Genomic DNA, 18,851 nt, shown 5'->3' on the forward strand with positions numbered 1-18,851 from the left:
GAGCATGGCCGATCAACAGACATCCGCTGGCAAGCCTCTTGACCGGCGGCTGCATGCCTTTCGCCCCGATCTCGCCGAGCTTGCTCTGGAGGGCAAGGTGGACGCCGCCCGTTTTACGGCAGGCGAAGCGGCAAGCATTGCCCAGCCGGTGGTGGCGCTCAGGCCCCGGCCCGAACATGGCTGCGGCATCGATACCGAACTCCTGCTTGGCGAACCCGTGACGGTGCTCGACCGTGCCTCCGGCTGGGCCTGGGTCAAGGCCGGGCTCGACAACTATGTCGGCTATCTGCCGGAGGAGGCGCTTGGCGCGCCGGAAACGGGCCACAGCCACATCATCGCCACCCCGCGCAGTTTTCTTTACACGGGGCCGGACCTGCGCTTTCCCAATGCCGTGACCGTCTCCATGGGCAGCCGCGTCAAAGTGGTGGGCGAGGCCGAAACCCGGGGCACGCGTTACTTCGAGCTTTCCAGCGGCCAGTTCGTTATTGCCCGCCACTGCCTGGAGATGGGAACGCCACCCGCTGAGGATTATGTGGCGCTGGCCGCCCGGTTTCTGGAAACGCCCTATCTCTGGGGCGGCCGCTCCGGCCTCGGCATCGATTGCTCCGGCCTCGTGCAGCTTTGCTTGCAGATGATGGGAAAGACCGCCCCGCGCGACACCGACATGCAGTTTGCCGGGCTCGGCACACCCATTGAGCGCGAGGCGCTCAGGCGTGGCGATCTCGTCTTCTGGAAAGGGCACGTTGCCATCATGGAAGATGAAAAGACCATTCTCCATGCCAATGGCCATACGATGAGCGTGGCGCGGGAGGATTTCGAAGGCGCGGTTGCGCGCATTGGCTGGCTTTACGAGCAACCGACCGGCTATCGCAGGCTTTAGGGTCAAAACTCAATCAGGATGGGTGTTCTGCAAGGCGTATTTTGTGTCTGAGTAGGAGGAAAGGTGCAGGAAATGCCGATCATTTTCAAACCTTTCCGACACCCGCAGGCGCAAAATACGCCTTGCCCGAAGGGTTGAGCGGGATGGGCCGACTGATTGCGAACAATGCTCGACAAGGCCTCAGGGCCTTGCCTTGCGCTTGTTCGCGGCCATTCAATCCCATCCCGTTCAACAGAACACCCATCCTGATTGAGTTTTGACCCTAGTGCAATTCCAGGAAAAGTGGAATCCGGTTTTCTCAGGGCGACGCGCGCGCCCAGCCCTCAAAGCATACGCCAATTCGTGATCGGCATCCCCTTTTGCATCGTCGGCGGCCTCGCCATATAAGGGAAATGGAGGTCTGTCATGGACAAGAAACACATCCTGCCCTTTTCGGCTCTGGCGCTGGCGGTGCTTTTGCTGCCGGGCCTGGCGGCGGCGAATGATGCGACGATGCCGAAGGTGGAAAACTGGACGGTTCCAACGGAAACCTATCGCGATCTGCCGGGTGTGCGTTCGCAGGATGCCGTCAACCGGGACAAGCTCAAGCCTGCCTATGACTGCCGCACCGAGACCGAACTGATGCAGGGCCGCGGCACGCGGGATTTTCACTATCTCGGTTCCGGCATGCCGCGCACCGTCTATCGCTGCACCACCGAAGACGGCATAACCTTCAGCGGCAGCAGCACACCCAATGTTGGCGGCGACTGGATTCCCGGCGTCAATCCCCGCGATGATGTCGGGCGGTGACGTATTTGCCGCCATGCGTAAAACACGAGGTGAGGGTTCGCCCGCAGCGCTCTGACCTTCATCAAACCGTCACAGAACGATCATCGAAACGTTACAGGAAACCCCTAAGAAGCCGGGGTTAAAAATAGGGCCGTTTGCAGTGTTGCGCGCCCCTTCTTCCAGACCTGGAGCGTTCGATGAACCGTCGTGAATTCCTGGCCACGGCCACCGCCGTGGCAGCCAGCCCGTTGTTTTCCTCCAGCGTGTTTGCCGCCGGCGATATGATCGAGGTTTACACCGCCTCCGATTCCAACATTCAGGATTTCTGGAACAATGTCGTGCGCCCGGCCTTCGAAAAGGCTCATCCCGGCCTGAAACTGCGCATTACCAAGGCCAATGCCGATGCGGGGATGATGGCGATTGCCGACCGCGCCATGGCCGCCCTGGCCACCAAGACCGATCCCCAGGCCGATCTGATGGAGGCCTTCTATGCGGAACTGCCCGTTGGCGGATTGCAGGCGGGTCTCTGGGTCAACCTGAAGAAAGAGGTCGCCGGCTATGATCACGTCAATCCGATCGCGATCCAGAGCGACTATTCCCTTCCCTATCGCGGCTCGCAGGTGCTCCTGGCCTATGACAGCACGAAGCTGAACGCCAAGGACGCCCCGAAGACCTGGGAGGCGCTGACCGCCTGGGTGAAGGCCAATCCGGGCCAGTTCATCTATAACCGTCCCGACAAGGGCGGTTCGGGCGGCAATTTCGTGCGCCGCGCCATTCACGAGGCCAATGGCCGCGATCCGCTGAAATTCACCCTCGACAATTATTCCGCCGATTATGCGGAAAAGACCCTGACGCCCGCCTGGACCATTCTGAAGGACATGGCCCCTTATCTCTATGAAAAGGGCGCCTATACCTCTGGCAATACCCAGTCCATCCAGCTTCTGGCGCAGGGCGTCGTCACCATGGTGCCGGTCTGGTCGGATCAGGTGCTGACCGCTGTGAAGGAAGGCGTGCTGCCGGAAACGACCGGCCTCGTGCAACTGACTGATCTGGCCTTGTGCGGTGATTTCTCCCGCCTGACCGTGTTTTCCAATGGCATGCATCGCGATGCGGCGCTGAAGCTTGCTGCCTTCCTGATCACGCCCGAGATGCAGAAGGCCATTCTCACCGAAATCGGCGGCTTCCCCGGCATTTCCTGGGAGCATATCCCGGACGATCTGCGCACCAAATTCGCCGATGTGGTGCCGAAGACCATTCCGACCTTCCCCTCGGGCAATTGGCCCGCCGCCGTCACGGACGGCTGGTACCGCAATGTCGCGCCGGGTCTGGCCCGGGGCTGATCATGGCAAGCATTCCCGCGTCCAGCACGTTTGCGCGCCGATCCGGACGCAACCAGGTGGGAGGCCTCACCGGCCTTCTGCTCGTTGCCGTTCCGGTCCTGCTCGTGGTCTGGCTGATCATCTATCCCATCTTTGCCGCCATCCTCTCCACGGTCTGGCTGCCGCAGGGGGATGGCATGGGCTTCAGCCTGAAATCCTACCGCTTCTTTTTCACCGACGCCTATAGCATCGCCAATTTCCGGCTGACCTTGTGGACCACCGCCGTCACCGCGGTGCTGCTGACGCTGGTCGGCCTGCCCATCGCCCTTTACCTGCGCTTTGCCACCAGCCGCGTTGCGGGCTTCGTGCAGGCGCTCGCCATCTTTCCGATGTTCGTGCCGTCGATCATCCTGTCCTATGCGCTGATCAGAACCATCGGCCCGAACGGCGCGGTGGATATCATTCTGAACGCCGTTGGCCTGCCGAAACTGCCGAGCCCCTATCTCACCCCCTGGGGACCGGTGATCGGGCTGACCTGGGACAACCTGCCGCTGACCGTGCTGATGCTCACCTCCGGGCTGATGCGGATTTCCAACGCTTCCGTGGAAGCGGCACGCGATGTCGGCGCAGGACCGCTCCGCATTTTCGCCCACATCATCCTGCCGCGCATGGGGGCCAGCATCGCGGTGACGCTGTCCTTTACGGTGCTCGGCATTTTTTCGGCCTTCACCCTGCCCTATCTGCTCGGCCCGGCCTCGCCGGAACTCATGGGCCCCTTCATGCAGCGCACCTTCTCCGATCTTCTCGATCCGCTGAATGCCAAGACCCAGGCCGTGATCAGCTTTGGCGTCTGCCTGATCTTCGGCCTGTTCTACGTGGCCTCCATCGCCCGCAACCGGCAGGACAGACCATGAGCGCCATTCTTGACAGAAAACGCCCGGACTGGATCGGCCTTGCCATTGCCGTTGTGCTGTCCGTCATCATCCTGTTTCCGCTGATCGTCGTCGCCATCTGGGCCTTTGCCGATGTCTGGCGATATCCCGCCCTTCTGCCGCAGCAGTTCGGCCTGCGCTACTGGTCGCAGACGCTGTCGCGGGGCGATGTCTGGGAGGCGCTGACCATCAGCCTGCAACTCGCCACCACGGTGACGATCCTGTCGGCGCTGATCTGCCTGCCGGCGGCCTATGCCTTTGCGCGGCTCTCCTTTCCGGGACGAAACCTGTTTTTCCTGTCCTTCCTCGCCTCGCATGCCTTTCCGAAATTCGGCCTGCTGGTGGCAATTGCCGGGATCTTCCTCAATCTCAACCTCATCGCCACCTTCTGGGGCGTGGCGCTGATCCAGCTGGTCGGCACGCTGATGCTGATGATCTGGATTCCGGTCGCCGCCTTCCAGGGCGTGGACCGCCGGATGGAAGAGGCCGCCCGCGATGCCGGGGCAGGACCGCTGAGGGTGTTCTGGTCGATCACCCTGCCCCAGGCCGCCCCGACCCTGTTTGCCGCCATCCTGATGACCTTCGTCTCGACCTTTTACGAGACCGAAGGCGCATGGCTGATCGGCGCGCCGGAAATCCGCACCATGCCGGTGCTGATGGTCACCTACATCAACAACCAGCTCGTCGTGCAATATGGCGCGGTGCTTTCGGTGATGCTGTGGGTGCCTTCCTTCCTGGCGTTGATCTTCGCCCGTCGCCTCATCGGTGCCGGCACCTTCGCCAAGGGCTTTGGCGCATAAGCTATGAAATGAGTTTCCCATGGCAAGATTGACCGTTCACGCGCTGGAAAAGCGCTTCGCCAACACCGCCGCCGTAGATCGCGTCTCCCTCGATGTCGAGGATGGCGAACTGATCTGCCTGCTTGGTCCTTCCGGCTCCGGCAAATCCACCATGCTCAGGATGATCGGCGGCTTCGAGCGCCCAACGGGCGGCCAGATTCTGATCGACGGGCAGGATGTCACCCATCTGCCGCCGGAGCGCCGCCCCACGGGCATGGTGTTCCAGAGCCATGCGCTGTGGACGCATATGACGGTGGCCGGCAATATCGCCTTTGGCCTGAAGCTGCGCCACCTGCCACGCGCCGAGGTCCGCGACAAGGTGGAGTGGGCGCTCTCCCTCGTCGGCCTTGCGGGCTATGGCAGCCGCATGCCCTATCAGCTTTCCGGCGGCCAGCAGCAGCGCGTGGCGCTGGCCCGTTCGCTGGTGCTGGAACCGAAGATCCTGCTGCTGGACGAACCCTTTGCCAGCCTCGACCAGCATCTGCGCGAAAGACTGCGCGAGGAGGTGCGTGATATCCAGCAGCGGCTGGGCATCACCACCCTCTTCGTCACCCACGGCCAGGACGAGGCGCTGGCCATCTCCGACCGGATCGCCGTGCTGAAGGATGGCCGCATCGAACAGCTGGATACGCCGGACCGGGTCTATCGCCGGCCGCAAACGCAGTTCACCGCCGGCTTCATCGGCACCATGGGCTTTATCGAGGCGGAGGTGCGCGATGGCCGCTTCCAGCATCCCGATCTCTGCCTGCCGCTGACCGTTTCCGATGGCCCGGCGACCCTTGCCCTGCGCCCTGAAGACATCGTGCTTGCCCCGGCAACCGGCCCAGAAGGGCCTGTGGTGGTGCGGGCGGTGGACTTCGGCAGCCATCATCAGGTAGAGCTGCAACTCTCTGAAGGAGAGCGCATCAAGGCGATGACGGAGGCCAGCAGCCGCTGGCAGCGCGGCGACCGGGTGCGGCTTTCCATCCGCAACCATGCCCTTTTCCGCGACGGAAAAGTGGTGCTTTCCTCCGCTGACACCCCGGACGTGGAACTGAAAAAGGATCTGATTCATGGCTGACCAGCAGAGGCAGGGCCTGTTCATCGACAAGGACGGCCATCGCTGCTGGCTGAAATGGCACCGGGGCCGCAAGCAGAAAGGCGACATCGCCTTCACGCCCGCGCGGATCCTCGAAGGCATGCGCTTAGGTGCCAGCGTGGAAATCGACCTCGTCTGCCATGCCGGAAACGGCTTTGCCGTATTGCATGACCGGGATCTTCATCCGGCCACCACCGGCCAGGGCCTTGTGGCCAGCGCAAGCCCGGACATATTGCGCGGCCTTTTCCTGCGCGAAAATCCAGAGTGTTTCCAGGAAAAGTGGGAACCGGTTTCCCGTCCGGAAACACGTATAAACACTCAAGCCACATCGAGCCCGCACCGCGTGATGCTGCTGGAAGACCTTGCGGCTCTTCTGGCGGGCGAATCCTGCCCCGAGACGGCACTGCTCCAACTCGATCTCAAGGAAGAGGCTGCCGCTCTCAACGAAGCCATCATCGAAAACTTTGCCGCTGCCGTGGCGCCGGTGGCAGGGCGGATGATCCTTTCCGGCGGTGATGCCGAGGCTGTACGGCGTCTGGCAGAGGCAACGCCGGGTCTCGCCGTGGGCTATGACCCCTGCCATTTCGGCGCGGCGGAACGGCTGTTGCAGGAGCGGAATTTTCACGATTTCGTTCGCTCCGCCGTCACGGCGCTGCCGGGCATTCGCATGATCTATCTGGAATATGAGCTGATTCTGGCCGCCGACCAGCTCGGCTACAATCTCGTGGCGGCATTCCAGAGCCACGGGGTGCGGATCGATGCCTATACGATCCGCAAGGCCGATCCGGCTCTGCGCCCGAGCATCGCCCGCCTGCTGGCGCTCGGCGTCGATCAGATCACCACCGACGATCCCGTTGGATTGCAGGCCCTCTTGGCCGGATAGTTATGCGGGAAAAAAGCTTTCCGTCCGCCCGGAGAGATAATAGCCGACAAGCCCGATCCACTCGCGCACCGCTGTCGCGGTCTGCTGGGCGTTCAAGGTGGGCTGGGTGAAATCCAGAGCAAGCCTCTCATTGCCCCGGGTACGGAAATCGGTCGGCCAGGGCGTCACGCTCAGGCCTGCGCGGCGCATCAGCCCCATGGCGCGCGGCATATGGAAGGCCGAGGTGATCAGCAGGCAATCGTGAAGACCCTGGGCGGCGAGCAGGTCCTTGCTGTTTTCGACATTCTCGAAAGTATTGCGCGAGCGCGTCTCCTGCACCAGCCGCTCCGCTCCGATGCCGAAGGTTTCGAAAAACCGTTTCGCCACCACGGCATCGCCCTCATAATCGCCGCTCAGCGAACCATCGCCGCCGGATACCAGGATCTTGGCCTGCGGATAGGCCCGCGCCAGCCGCAGCGCCTCGACAAACCGGTCCGCCGCCTGGTTCAGCTCGATCCCGCCCCGCACCGTCGTCACTTCCGTCTCGAACGCGCCGCCCAGCACGATCATGCAGGAAACGCTCTCCGGATCGCGGACAGGCTTCGGGAACCGTGCTTCCAGCACCTGCAAGGCCACCGGTCCGGCCGTGGTGTAAAGCGTGGTGAACAACAGAATCAGCGCCAATGCGCCCGGCACCAGAGCCGCAGCCCGCAGGCGCGCCAGTCCGGCGAGGAAGGCCAGCATCCCGAGCAGGAAAACCAGAGACAGCGGTTGCGCCAGCATCCAGAACAGTTTGGAAACGGTAAACACGGTTCAGCCCTCACGTCGCTCTTGCACGACACAGCGCTATCGCTGGCGTATCTTCAATTGCGTGAGGAAGAAAGATTTGGTGGAGCTAAGCGGGATCGAACCGCTGACCTCTTGCATGCCATGCAAGCGCTCTCCCAGCTGAGCTATAGCCCCATCAGGGTGCCGATTGTGTCGGCCCGGGCACCTTCCGAAGCAGCGCTTCCGTTGGTGTGGCGGCTTATTACTTCGGCCCTGCCACGATGACAAGCGAAAAAAGCGGCAGGCCTGAAAATTTTTGTCATCCTCGCACCAAGCTATTGAAGATGAACAAAAAAGAAAAGCCGCATCCGGGGATGCGGCTTGTGATGATCGGGATGCGGACAATCTCAGACTTCGTCTTCGTCGCCCGTCACGCCGATGATGCCGGACATGTCGTCATCGCCATCGTCTTCGTCGGCTTCGAGGAAGGTGTCGTCATCGTCATCGCCGATTTCGACATCGTCATCGCCCATGTCCGGAATATCGTCACCGGCAGCGGCGTCATCGCCGTCTTCCAGCGAGACAAGTTCGATATCGGTGTTTTCGGTATCGACTTCGGCGACATCGTCCTCCTCAGCCTTCTCCATGATCGAAGCCACCGAGGTTTCCTCAAAGAAGGAAAGCGGCCAGGACTTCCCCGTATAGGGAGAAACGATCGGGTCCTTGTTCAGATCGTAGAATTTCTTGCCGGTGTCGGGGCAAGTGCGTTTGGTTCCAAGTTCTGCCTTCGCCACTGTCAAAGCCTCATGAACGCGTGAAGATTAAGGGCATGCGCCAACGATCCGGCTTTCGCGGGCCGGTCCAACTGTAGTCGGTCCCCTTAATCGCAATAGAGGGCGCTGTCAAAGATAAACTCGCCTGACAAGGGATGACCGCACCGCACAGCTATGATAGGTCGCGTTGCAAAAGACGAATAAAGGAAATACGTGTGGCCGCTCACAGCCGGAAAAGCTTCACCATCGCCATCGACGGTCCCGCCGCTGCGGGCAAGGGCACGCTCTCGCGGGCCATTGCCGCCCATTACGGCTTTCACCACCTCGATACCGGCCTGACCTATCGCGCCACCGCGAAGGCGCTGCTCGATGCGGGCCTGCCGCTCGATGACGAAAAGCTTGCCGAGACAATCGCGCTGGAGCTTGATCTTTCCGGCCTCGACCGCGACGTGCTCTCCGCCCATGAGATCGGCGAGGCGGCCTCGAAGATCGCCGTCATGCCCGCCGTGCGCCGCGCCCTGGTGGAGGCCCAGCGCCGCTTTGCCGCCAAGGAGCCGGGAACGGTTCTGGATGGCCGAGACATCGGCACCGTGGTCTGCCCGGATGCGGCGGTGAAGCTCTATGTCAGCGCTTCGCCGGAAGTGCGCGCCCGCCGCCGCCATGACGAAATCGCCGCAAAAGGCGGCAGCGCCGATTACGACGCCGTTTTCGAGGATGTGAAGCGGCGTGACGAACGCGACATGGGCCGCGCCGACAGTCCTTTGAAACCTGCGGACGACGCGCACTTGCTAGATACGTCCGAAATGAGTATAGAGGCGGCGTTTCAGGCGGCGCGGTCCTTGATCGATGCGGCGTTGAAAACCATATGAGCATGCCTCAGGCCCGGTTTTCCGGCCTGAACCTGTCGATCCCCTGTCCTCGCGCCGGAATGCCCTTTTTGAAGGGCGGGCAGCCCGATCGGCAATGTCAACTCTAACCCACCGGCGCGATGGCGTTCCTGATGGAGCGCATTTCAGGAGATTTCATGTCTGTTTCTACTCCCACGCGGGACGATTTCGCGGCCCTGCTCGAAGAGTCCTTCGCCAAGTCCGATCTGGCCGAAGGCTATGTTGCCAAGGGCATCATCACGGCCATCGAGAAGGACGTCGCCATCGTTGACGTCGGCCTCAAGGTCGAAGGCCGCGTTCCGCTGAAGGAATTCGGCGCCAAGGCCAAGGACGGCTCGCTCAAGGTCGGCGACGAAGTTGAAGTTTACGTCGAGCGCATCGAAAACGCTCTCGGCGAAGCTGTTCTGTCGCGCGAGAAGGCTCGCCGCGAAGAAAGCTGGATCAAGCTCGAAGCCAAGTTCGAAGCAGGCGAGCGCGTCGAAGGCGTTATCTTCAACCAGGTCAAGGGCGGCTTCACGGTTGACCTCGACGGCGCCGTTGCCTTCCTGCCGCGCTCGCAGGTCGACATCCGTCCGATCCGCGACGTCACGCCCCTCATGCACAACCCGCAGCCCTTCGAAATCCTCAAGATGGACAAGCGTCGCGGCAACATCGTGGTTTCGCGCCGTACGGTTCTGGAAGAGTCCCGCGCCGAGCAGCGTTCTGAAATCGTTCAGAACCTCGAAGAAGGCCAGGTTGTTGACGGCGTCGTCAAGAACATCACCGATTACGGTGCGTTCGTTGACCTCGGCGGCATCGACGGCCTGCTGCACGTGACCGACATGGCATGGCGCCGCGTCAACCATCCGTCGGAAATCCTGTCCATCGGCCAGCAGGTCAAGGTTCAGATCATCCGCATCAACCAGGAAACCCACCGCATCTCGCTCGGCATGAAGCAGCTCGAGTCCGATCCGTGGGATGGCATTGCCGCCAAGTACCCGGTTGGCAAGAAGATCTCCGGTACCGTCACCAACATCACCGACTACGGTGCATTCGTTGAGCTGGAGCCGGGCATCGAAGGCCTCATCCACATCTCCGAAATGTCCTGGACAAAGAAGAACGTTCATCCCGGCAAGATCCTGTCCACCAGCCAGGAAGTTGACGTGGTCGTTCTCGAAGTCGATCCGTCCAAGCGCCGTATCTCGCTCGGCCTGAAGCAGACGCTGGAAAACCCGTGGCAGGCCTTCGCCTACAGCCATCCGGCTGGCACGGAAGTTGAAGGCGAAGTCAAGAACAAGACCGAATTCGGTCTGTTCATCGGCCTCGAAGGCGATGTCGACGGCATGGTCCACCTGTCGGATCTCGACTGGAACCGTCCGGGCGAGCAGGTCATCGAAGAGTTCAACAAGGGCGATGTCGTCAAGGCTGTCGTTCTGGACGTTGACGTTGAGAAGGAGCGCATCTCGCTCGGCATCAAGCAGCTCGGCCGCGACACCGTTGGTGAAGCTGCCCAGTCCGGCGACCTGCGCAAGAACGCTGTCGTTTCCTGCGAAGTCATCGGTGTGAACGATGGCGGCGTCGAAGTGAAGCTCGTTGCTCACGAAGACATCACCTCCTTCATCCGCCGCGCCGACCTGGCTCGCGACCGCGACGAACAGCGCCCCGAGCGCTTCTCCGTCGGCCAGGTCTTCGACGCCCGCGTCGTCAACTTCTCCAAGAAGGACCGCAAGGTCATGCTGTCGATCAAGGCTCTCGAGATCGCAGAAGAGAAGGAAGCCGTTGCTCAGTTCGGTTCGTCCGACTCGGGCGCTTCGCTCGGCGATATTCTGGGTGCAGCCCTGAAGAACCGCGGCGCCGAATAATTCCGGCGTAACGGACTGACATTGCAAGCCGCCGGATGGCAACATCCGGCGGTTTCTTTTTGCTCCAGCTCTCTGGAAAACCGGTTTCCACTTTTCCTGGAAATGCTGGCTCTCTTTTTTCGCATTCCCGGACGGAAAACCGCTTCACACTTTTCCTGGAAATGCTGGTTTTCTTTTTTCGCATTCCCGGACGGAAAACCGCTTCACACTTTTCCTGGAAATGCTGGTTCTCTTTTTTCGCATTTCCGGACGGAAAACCGCTTCACACTTTTCCTGGAAATGCTCTATATGCCCAGCCATGAGCACACAAAATCGCACGCCGCTTGACCACATTCGCAACTTTTCCATCGTGGCCCATATCGACCACGGGAAATCGACCCTGGCCGACCGCCTGATCCAGACCTGCGGCGGCCTTGCCGAGCGCGAGATGAGCGAGCAGGTGCTCGACAGCATGGATATCGAGCGCGAGCGCGGCATTACCATCAAGGCCCAGACGGTGCGTCTGCACTACAAGGCCAATGATGGCGATACCTATGTGCTGAACCTGATCGACACCCCCGGCCACGTGGACTTTGCCTACGAGGTTTCCCGCTCGCTCAGCGCCTGCGAAGGCTCGCTGCTGGTGGTGGATGCCTCCCAGGGCGTGGAAGCCCAGACGCTGGCCAATGTCTATCAGGCTATCGACAACAATCACGAACTGGTCACCGTGCTCAACAAGGTGGACCTGCCCGCTGCCGAGCCGGATCGGATCAAGGACCAGATCGAGGAAGTGATCGGCATCGACGCCTCAGAGGCAGTGCTGATTTCCGCCAAGACCGGCCTTGGCATTCCCGACGTTCTGGAAGCCATCGTTCACAAGCTGCCCGCCCCGAAGACCGGCGACGAAAAGGCGCCGCTGAAGGCGCTGCTGGTCGATAGCTGGTACGATACCTATCTGGGCGTCATGGTGCTGGTGCGCGTCATCGACGGCGTGCTGTCCAAAGGCCAGCAGATCCGCATGATGGGCACGGGCGCGAAATATGGCGTCGAGCGTGTTGGCGTGCTGACGCCGAAGATGCTCAACGTCGACAGCCTCGGCCCGGGCGAGATCGGTTTCATCACCGCTTCGATCAAGGAAGTGGCCGATACGCGCGTCGGCGATACGATCACCGATGACAAGCGCCCGACCGACAAGGCGCTTCCGGGCTTCAAGCCCGCACAGCCAGTGGTGTTCTGCGGTCTCTTCCCGGTCGATGCCGCCGATTTCGAGGATCTGCGCGCCGCCATGGGCAAGCTGCGCCTCAACGACGCCAGCTTCTCCTTCGAGATGGAATCCTCCGCCGCGCTCGGCTTCGGCTTCCGCTGCGGCTTCCTCGGCCTGCTGCATCTGGAAATCATCCAGGAGCGCCTAGAGCGCGAGTTCAATCTCGATCTCGTCGCCACCGCGCCGTCCGTCGTCTACCAGATGACGTTGACCGATGGCACGGAAAAGGAATTGCATAACCCCGCCGACATGCCGGACGTGGTGAAGATCGATGAAATCCGCGAGCCCTGGATCAAGGCGACGATCATGACGCCGGATGAGTATCTGGGCGGCATTCTGAAGCTCTGTCAGGACCGGCGCGGCATTCAGACCGAGCTGACCTATGTCGGCAACCGTGCCATGATCACCTATGAACTGCCGCTCAACGAAGTCGTCTTCGACTTCTATGACCGCCTGAAGTCGATTTCCAAGGGTTACGCCTCCTTCGACTACAACATCACCGATTACCGCGCGGGCGATCTGGTCAAGATGTCCATCCTCGTCAACGGCGATCCGGTGGATGCGCTTTCCATGCTGGTGCACCGCTCGGCAGCCGATCGCCGTGGCCGCGGCATGTGCGAAAAGCTGAAGGAACTGATCCCGCCGCACATGTTCCAGATCCCGATCCAGGCCGCCATCGGCGGCAAGGTCATCGCCCGCGAAACGGTCAGGGCGCTGCGCAAGGACGTGACGGCCAAGTGCTATGGTGGCGACGCCACCCGCAAGCGCAAACTTCTGGACAAGCAGAAGGAAGGCAAAAAGCGCATGCGCCAGTTCGGCAAGGTGGAGATCCCGCAGGAAGCCTTCATTGCCGCACTGAAGATGAACGACGAGTAAGAGAGGGCAACCACAGCCCTTATGGTCCGTTTATAAAACAAAGGCGAAGGTGGGTGCCCCCATCTTCGCTATCCTCTTGCCCTTATTCGGCCAGTTCTGGCGTTGTCTTCAGCTCTGCATGCCGCGTCTCGATTTCATGACGCAGTTCACGCCGCGCCTTTGCGGCTTGTTCACGGCGCCTCTTGGTCTCGGTATCGAGCGCAAGCGGCGGCACGGCAATCGGCTTGCCCTGCTCGTCCACGGCCACCATGGTAAAATAACAGCTGTTGGTGTGGCGGCGCTCGCCGGTGCGGATGTTTTCCGCCTCGACGCGGATGCCGATTTCCATTGAGGTGCGACCCGCATAATTCACCGAGGCGCGGAAGGTGACGAGTTCGCCCACATGAATGGGCTGGCGGAACATCACCTGGTCCACCGAGAGCGTTACGGCATAATGCTGGGAAAAGCGTGAGGCGCAGGAATAGGCCACCCGGTCCAGAATATTGAGCAGGGCGCCGCCATGCACCTTGCCGGAAAAATTCGCCATATCCGGCGTCATCAGCACCACCATTTCAAGCTGGCTCGGGTCGTGGGCGCGGTCCATACGTCATCCTTTTTCTCTCCTCCCGGAAACCAAGATGATCTACAACAGGATGGATTGGCAAGACATGAAAAAGGGCGCTAGAGCAATTCCAGCAAAAGTGTAACACGGTTTTGCGTCCGGAAATGCGCAAAACAAAACGTGAGAGCGCTTCAGTGTTTCCATGAAACACTGAAGCGCTCTAGGGTGTGTGGGGATTTAGTTTTGGGGGAGGCGAAAACGGTGATTTTCGAGAACCGGAGCGGAGTGTACTTGAGTACATGAGCACCGGAAGCGCAGGAAATTGCCGTTTGCAGCCCGCCCAAAGCTGAATACCCACACACCCTAGACCGGCATCCAGCGCCCTTTTTAACGTCCATACCGGGTTTTTCCCGGGAGACGGCCCCGGCATTGCCGGTTACACTTGTTTCAATCGGCGTCTGCGTTGCGCAGAACCTCCAGCGTCGGCAGGGAGGTGATGTTGTAGCCGCCGTCGACATAATGCACTTCGCCCGTCACCCCGGCCGACAGGTCGGAGAGCAGGTAGAGCGCGGAACCGCCAATATCGTCGATTGTCGGCGTCCGGCGCAGCGGCGCGTTCTTCTGGTTCCAGCTCAAAATAGCGCGTGCATCGGAAATTCCCGCACCCGCCAGCGTGCGCACGGGACCGGCAGAGATGGCATTGACGCGAATGCCGCGCGGGCCGTAATCGGCAGCCAGATAGCGTGTGGACGCTTCCAGCGCGGCTTTCGCCACGCCCATGACGTTATAATTGGGAATGACGCGCGTGGAGCCGCCATAGGTCAGCGTCAGCACCGACCCGCCATCGCTCATCAGATCAGCGGCGCGCTTGGTGATTTCCGTGAAGGAAAAGCATGAGATCACCATGGTGCGGGTGAAATTGTCCCGCGTGGTGTCGGCATAAAGCCCCTTGAGCTCGTTCTTGTCGGAAAATCCGATGGCATGCACCAGAAAATCCAGCTTGCCCCAGCGCTCCTTCAGCGCCGCGATGGTCTGATCCACCGAAGACAGATCCTCCACGTCGCAGGGAAGAATGAAATCGGACCCGAGTTCCGCGGCAAGCGGCTTCACCCGCTTGCCCAGCGCCTCGCCCTGATAGGTAAAGGCCAACTCCGCCCCGGCCCCGGCCAGGGCCTTGGAAATTCCCCAGGCGATAGAGTGATTGTTCGCGACGCCCATGATGAGCCCGCGTTTGCCTTGCATCGAAACGACCATGGACGTTTATCCGTTGTAGCGCTGGAAAACCAGCGTGGCGTTTGTGCCGCCAAAGCCGAAGGAGTTGGAAAGAACAGTATCGATCTTGGCATTGTCGATACGGCTGCGCACGATCGGCACGCCGTCGAATTCCGGATCGAGTTCGGTGATATGGGCGCTCTCGCCGATAAAGCCCGCCTGCATCATCAACAGACCGTAGATGGATTCCTGCACACCGGCAGCGCCGAGCGAATGGCCGGTCAGCGACTTGGTAGACTGGACATGCGGGATCTTGTCGCCGAAAACTTCGCGGATCGCGCCGATTTCCTTGCTGTCCCCCACCGGCGTGGAGGTGCCGTGGGTGTTGATGTAATCCACTTCGCCCTTCACCGTCGACAGCGCCTGACGCATGCAGCGGATCGCGCCCTCGCCCGAAGGCGCAACCATGTCATAGCCGTCCGAGGTGGCGCCGTAGCCCACAACTTCTGCATAGATCTTGGCGCCGCGCGCCTTGGCATGTTCCAGCTCTTCCAGAACCAGCACGCCGGCGCCGCCGGCGATGACGAAGCCGTCGCGGCTGACGTCATAGGCGCGGGAGGCCGAAGCCGGGGTCTCGTTATACTTGGTGCTCATCGCGCCCATGGCGTCGAAGAGGTCGGACATGGTCCAGTCGAGATCTTCATGGCCGCCGGCAAACATCATGTCCTGTTTGCCCCACTGGATCATTTCAACGGCATTGCCGATGCAATGCGCCGAGGTGGAGCAGGCCGAGGAGATGGAATAGTTGACGCCGTGCAGCTTGAACCAGGTGGCAAGCGTCGCGGACGCCGTGGACGACATGGCCTTCGGCACGGCGAAGGGGCCGATGCGCTTCGGGCTGTTGTTCTGGCGCACGATATCCGCGGCCTCGACGATCTGCTTGGTAGAGGCGCCGCCGGAGCCCATGATGATGCCGACACGCTCATTGGCGGCATAATCCTTCTCTTCCAGCCCGGCATCGGCAATGGCTTGCTTCATCGCCACATGGTTCCACGCGCCGCCCTCGGAGAGGAAGCGCATGGCGCGGCGATCGACCAGTTCAGCGGGATCGAGCGAAGGCCGGCCCCAGACCTGGCACTTGAAGCCGTGCTCGGCGAAATCCGGCGAAAAACTGATGCCGGATTTGGCGTGACGCAAGGATTCGGTGACTTCAGCCGCATCGTTGCCAATAGACGATACGATGCCAAGACCTGTTACGACGACCCGTCTCATGGAATAGACCTTTGTATTGAATTCGGACTGTGCGGTTTACTCGGCTTTTTGCTGGAAAAGGCCGACGCGCAGATCGCTTGCCTTATAGATGACTTCGCCATCCGCCTTCATCCAGCCATCGGCGATGCCCAGCACGAGGCGGCCGCGCATGACACGCTTGAAGTCGATCCCGTATTCCACCAGCTTGGTGGCGGGGGTGACCATGCCGGTAAACTTTACCTCGCCGGTGGAGATGGCGCGGCCCTTGCCGGGTTCGCCCAGCCAGCCGAGGAAGAAACCGGTGAGCTGCCACATGGCATCAAGGCCGAGGCAGCCGGGCATGACCGGATCGCCGAGGAAGTGGCAGGGGAAGAACCACAGGTCCGGCTTGATGTCGAATTCGGCGCGAATGAAGCCCTTGTCATGCGGGCCGCCGGTTTCGGAAATCTGGGTGATGCGATCGAACATCAGCATCGGCGGCATGGGAAGCTGGGCATTGCCCTGCCCGAACATTTCGCCGCGGGCGCAGGTGAGGATTTCCTCATAGTTGTAGCTGGACTGTCTTTGGCTCATCGAACTTTCATTTCCCCCCATCAGGCTCGTGGGTACAGGAGACTTAAATCAATATCGCGGCAAAGAGAAGCCGAGTGTCCGCAGCGAAGGCTGCCGGACGAAAAAGGGAAGGCTTGCACCCCTTGCCGCGGTCTGTTCGTCGCATTACAGGAAGCCGACACCCTCCACCAGAGGTAAAATCGCCTCGCCTGCCGAATCCAGAGGCTTTCTCCGGGTCTTACCCCCGGCAGGCCTATTGAAACTCGACAACGCAAGAGATATATCGATATTGCGCAACTGGATTTTCAAGAGAGCCTTCGGAGATTGCAGGATATGATGGCTGAGGCCAGCAGACAGGTGGAAGACAAACTGCGCCGCTCGGGCCTTCGTCCGACGCGGCAACGGGTTGCCTTGGCCACTTTGCTGTTTGCCAAGGGCGACCGTCACCTGACCGTCGAAGAATTGCACGAAGAAGCGCTGGACGCCGATTTTCCGGTGTCGCTTGCCACCGTCTACAACACCCTGCACCAGTTCACCGAAGCGGGGATGATCCGCGTGCTGGCCGTGGAAGGGTCGCGCACCTATTTCGACACCAATGTGTCCGACCACCACCACTTCTTCGTGGAGGGCAAGAACGAGGTGCTCGATATTCCGGTGAATAATATTTCCATCGGCAACCTGCCGGAACCGCCGGAAGGCATGGAAATCGCCCATGTGGACGTCGTGATCCGCCTGCGTGAAAAGCGCAGCTAGAGCATTTCCAGGAAAAGTGGAAGCCGGTTTTCCGTCCGGAAATGCGTAGAAACAAAAAGCTAGAGCATTCCAGGAAAAGTGTGATCGCGGTTTTCCGTTCGGAAATGCGTGAGCCTCCTTGCCTTGAAGGCATTTCGAATATCTCAAATATACCAAAGGCTTGAGATATTTGAAAAAAGAATACGAAGAGTCATCTTCAATGACTCTTCGTCTCAGTTGCGCCGCCAGCTTGATGACAAACCTCTGCCTTGCCTTTTGGTCATCCTCGGGCTCGCCCCGCGGATCCACGTTTCCAACGGCTGATGGATGATCGGGTCGAGCCCGACCATGACGGAGGAGAGCGTGCGGCCCTTTGTCATTGGTCTGGCGGCACTCCTCAACTGTGCCGCTTCGGATGCCGATCTCTTCGGGTCGATGATTTCAGCCGCCTTGAGGGGGAAGTTACCCCTGCGGGTTCTCACCAAGCCCCGTGGCCACCACCGAGACGCGGAAGGTGCCGTCGAGTTCCTTGTCGAAGATTGCACCGACGACGATGTCGGCCTCGTCATAGACTTCATCGCGGATGCGGGTGGCGGCTTCGTCCACCTCGAACAGCGTCATGTCCATGCCGCCGGAAATGGAAATCAGCACGCCACGCGCGCCGCGCATGGACACCTCGTCCAGCAGTGGGTTGGCGATGGCCGCTTCCGCCGCCTTCATTGCGCGGCTGTCGCCCGTGGCCTCGCCGGTGCCCATCATCGCGCGGCCCATGCCCTTCATCACCGATTTCACATCGGCGAAGTCGAGGTTGATCAGGCCTTCCTTGACGATCAGATCGGTGATGCAGGACACGCCGGAGAACAGCACCTTGTCGGCGATGACGAAGGCATCGGAGAAGGTGGTCTTGGCATCGGCGATGCGGAAGAGGTTCTGGTTCGGGATAACGATCACCGTATCGGCGGCTTCACGCAGCTTTTCGATGCCGTCTTCCGCCGACATCATGCGACGGCGGCCTTCGAAGCTGAAGGGCTTGGTGACGACGCCGACCGTCAGGATGCCCGCTTCCCGCGCCGCACGCGCGATCACCGGGGCAGCGCCCGTGCCGGTGCCGCCGCCCATGCCGGCGGTGACGAAGCACATATGGGTGCCGGCCAGGTGATCCATCACCTCATGCAGACTTTCTTCCGCCGCCATGCGGCCGGTTTCGGGAATGGAGCCCGCGCCGAGGCCCTGCGTCATCTCCGCACCAAGCTGAATGAGGCGCGGCGCCTTCGACATGGTCAGCGCCTGCGCGTCGGTATTGGCGGCGATGAAGTCCACGCCCTGCAGGCCCTGCGTAATCATGTTGTTGACGGCATTGCCGCCACCGCCGCCCACCCCGATCACGGTAATCTTCGGCCGCATTTCCTCGATTTGCGGTTTTCTGATCTCGATCACGTCTCTCTCCTTGGGGTTCTGGCGCCACAAATCGGCGGCGCGAATCACACTGTCTCTTGG

At 60.9% G+C, this 18,851-nt stretch carries 18 protein-coding genes and 1 tRNA gene; 11 read left to right on the forward strand and 8 right to left on the reverse strand.

What is annotated here, in order from left to right; genetic code table 11:
* Positions 1–4 precede the first annotated feature (4 nt).
* The 7 genes from QO005_RS08810 (at position 5) to QO005_RS08840 (ending at position 6,699) form a co-directional block, all read left to right on the forward strand.
* Complete coding sequence (locus QO005_RS08810; RefSeq protein WP_307157623.1) at positions 5–880, forward strand: C40 family peptidase; 876 nt, start codon at positions 5–7, stop codon at positions 878–880.
* 405 nt (positions 881–1,285) lie between these two features.
* The gene (locus tag QO005_RS08815) at positions 1,286–1,669 is read left to right on the forward strand and encodes a hypothetical protein (RefSeq protein ID WP_307157624.1); all 384 of its coding nucleotides are present in this window, start codon (positions 1,286–1,288) and stop codon (positions 1,667–1,669) included.
* Positions 1,670–1,845: 176 nt separating this feature from the next.
* Positions 1,846–2,988, forward strand: coding sequence for an extracellular solute-binding protein (locus tag QO005_RS08820; RefSeq protein WP_307157625.1), 1,143 nt, complete (start codon positions 1,846–1,848; stop codon positions 2,986–2,988).
* A gap of 2 nt (positions 2,989–2,990) precedes the next feature.
* Positions 2,991–3,881 (forward strand): ABC transporter permease, encoded by an 891-nt coding sequence (locus QO005_RS08825; protein WP_307157626.1) that lies wholly within the window; start codon positions 2,991–2,993, stop codon positions 3,879–3,881.
* Positions 3,878–4,699 (forward strand): ABC transporter permease, encoded by an 822-nt coding sequence (locus tag QO005_RS08830; protein WP_307157627.1) that lies wholly within the window; start codon positions 3,878–3,880, stop codon positions 4,697–4,699. Before QO005_RS08825 ends, QO005_RS08830 begins: the two co-directional genes overlap by 4 nt.
* 19 nt (positions 4,700–4,718) lie before the next feature.
* Entirely contained in the window at positions 4,719–5,798 is a 1,080-nt protein-coding gene (locus tag QO005_RS08835) for an ABC transporter ATP-binding protein (protein ID WP_307157628.1), read from the forward strand.
* Positions 5,791–6,699: a glycerophosphodiester phosphodiesterase gene (locus QO005_RS08840; RefSeq protein ID WP_307157629.1), complete on the forward strand. Its 909-nt coding sequence runs from the start codon at positions 5,791–5,793 to the stop codon at positions 6,697–6,699. Before QO005_RS08835 ends, QO005_RS08840 begins: the two co-directional genes overlap by 8 nt.
* On the opposite strand, the gene QO005_RS08845 is transcribed toward QO005_RS08840, so the two are convergent.
* The 3 genes from QO005_RS08845 to QO005_RS08855 form a co-directional block, all read right to left on the reverse strand.
* Positions 6,700–7,488 (reverse strand): YdcF family protein, encoded by a 789-nt coding sequence (locus tag QO005_RS08845; protein WP_307157630.1) that lies wholly within the window; start codon positions 7,486–7,488, stop codon positions 6,700–6,702. It lies immediately after the preceding gene.
* A 77-nt stretch (positions 7,489–7,565) separates the two neighbouring features.
* Positions 7,566–7,641: transfer RNA gene (locus QO005_RS08850), tRNA-Ala, on the reverse strand.
* A gap of 212 nt (positions 7,642–7,853) precedes the next feature.
* On the reverse strand, positions 7,854–8,240 hold the full coding sequence (locus tag QO005_RS08855; RefSeq protein ID WP_307157631.1) for a TIGR02300 family protein: 387 nt from the start codon (positions 8,238–8,240) through the stop codon (positions 7,854–7,856).
* A gap of 194 nt (positions 8,241–8,434) precedes the next feature.
* Between QO005_RS08855 and cmk the strand changes: the two genes are divergently transcribed.
* From cmk to lepA, 3 genes are all read left to right on the forward strand, one after another.
* Entirely contained in the window at positions 8,435–9,088 is a 654-nt protein-coding gene (cmk, locus tag QO005_RS08860) for a (d)CMP kinase (RefSeq protein WP_370878030.1), read from the forward strand.
* A 155-nt stretch (positions 9,089–9,243) separates the two neighbouring features.
* Positions 9,244–10,947, forward strand: coding sequence for a 30S ribosomal protein S1 (rpsA, locus tag QO005_RS08865; protein ID WP_307157633.1), 1,704 nt, complete (start codon positions 9,244–9,246; stop codon positions 10,945–10,947).
* Between the two features lie 298 nt (positions 10,948–11,245).
* Positions 11,246–13,066, forward strand: coding sequence for a translation elongation factor 4 (lepA, locus tag QO005_RS08870; RefSeq protein WP_307157634.1), 1,821 nt, complete (start codon positions 11,246–11,248; stop codon positions 13,064–13,066).
* Positions 13,067–13,148: 82 nt separating this feature from the next.
* On the opposite strand, the gene QO005_RS08875 is transcribed toward lepA, so the two are convergent.
* The 4 genes from QO005_RS08875 to fabA all read right to left on the reverse strand — a co-directional run bounded on the left by QO005_RS08875 (position 13,149) and on the right by fabA (position 16,643).
* Positions 13,149–13,649 (reverse strand): acyl-CoA thioesterase, encoded by a 501-nt coding sequence (locus QO005_RS08875; RefSeq protein ID WP_307157635.1) that lies wholly within the window; start codon positions 13,647–13,649, stop codon positions 13,149–13,151.
* A 405-nt stretch (positions 13,650–14,054) separates the two neighbouring features.
* Positions 14,055–14,861 carry an enoyl-ACP reductase FabI gene (gene fabI, locus QO005_RS08880; RefSeq protein WP_307157636.1) on the reverse strand — a complete coding sequence of 269 codons (807 nt, stop codon included), beginning with the start codon at positions 14,859–14,861 and terminating at the stop codon, positions 14,055–14,057.
* Between the two features lie 6 nt (positions 14,862–14,867).
* A complete protein-coding gene (fabB, locus tag QO005_RS08885) occupies positions 14,868–16,091 on the reverse strand; it encodes a beta-ketoacyl-ACP synthase I (protein ID WP_307157637.1) in 1,224 nt (407 codons plus the stop codon).
* A gap of 36 nt (positions 16,092–16,127) precedes the next feature.
* Positions 16,128–16,643, reverse strand: coding sequence for a 3-hydroxyacyl-[acyl-carrier-protein] dehydratase FabA (gene fabA, locus QO005_RS08890; RefSeq protein WP_307157638.1), 516 nt, complete (start codon positions 16,641–16,643; stop codon positions 16,128–16,130).
* Positions 16,644–16,955: 312 nt separating this feature from the next.
* Between fabA and irrA the strand changes: the two genes are divergently transcribed.
* Positions 16,956–17,375, forward strand: a complete 420-nt coding sequence (gene irrA / locus QO005_RS08895) for an iron response transcriptional regulator IrrA (protein ID WP_307157639.1) — start codon at positions 16,956–16,958, stop codon at positions 17,373–17,375.
* Positions 17,376–17,816: 441 nt separating this feature from the next.
* Here the strand turns inward: irrA and ftsZ are convergent, their stop codons facing one another.
* Positions 17,817–18,791 carry a cell division protein FtsZ gene (ftsZ, locus tag QO005_RS08900; protein WP_307157640.1) on the reverse strand — a complete coding sequence of 325 codons (975 nt, stop codon included), beginning with the start codon at positions 18,789–18,791 and terminating at the stop codon, positions 17,817–17,819.
* Positions 18,792–18,851: the final 60 nt, after the last annotated feature.

Source organism: Allorhizobium paknamense (assembly GCF_030815125.1).
Taxonomy (GTDB): Bacteria; Pseudomonadota; Alphaproteobacteria; order Rhizobiales; family Rhizobiaceae; genus Allorhizobium; species Allorhizobium paknamense.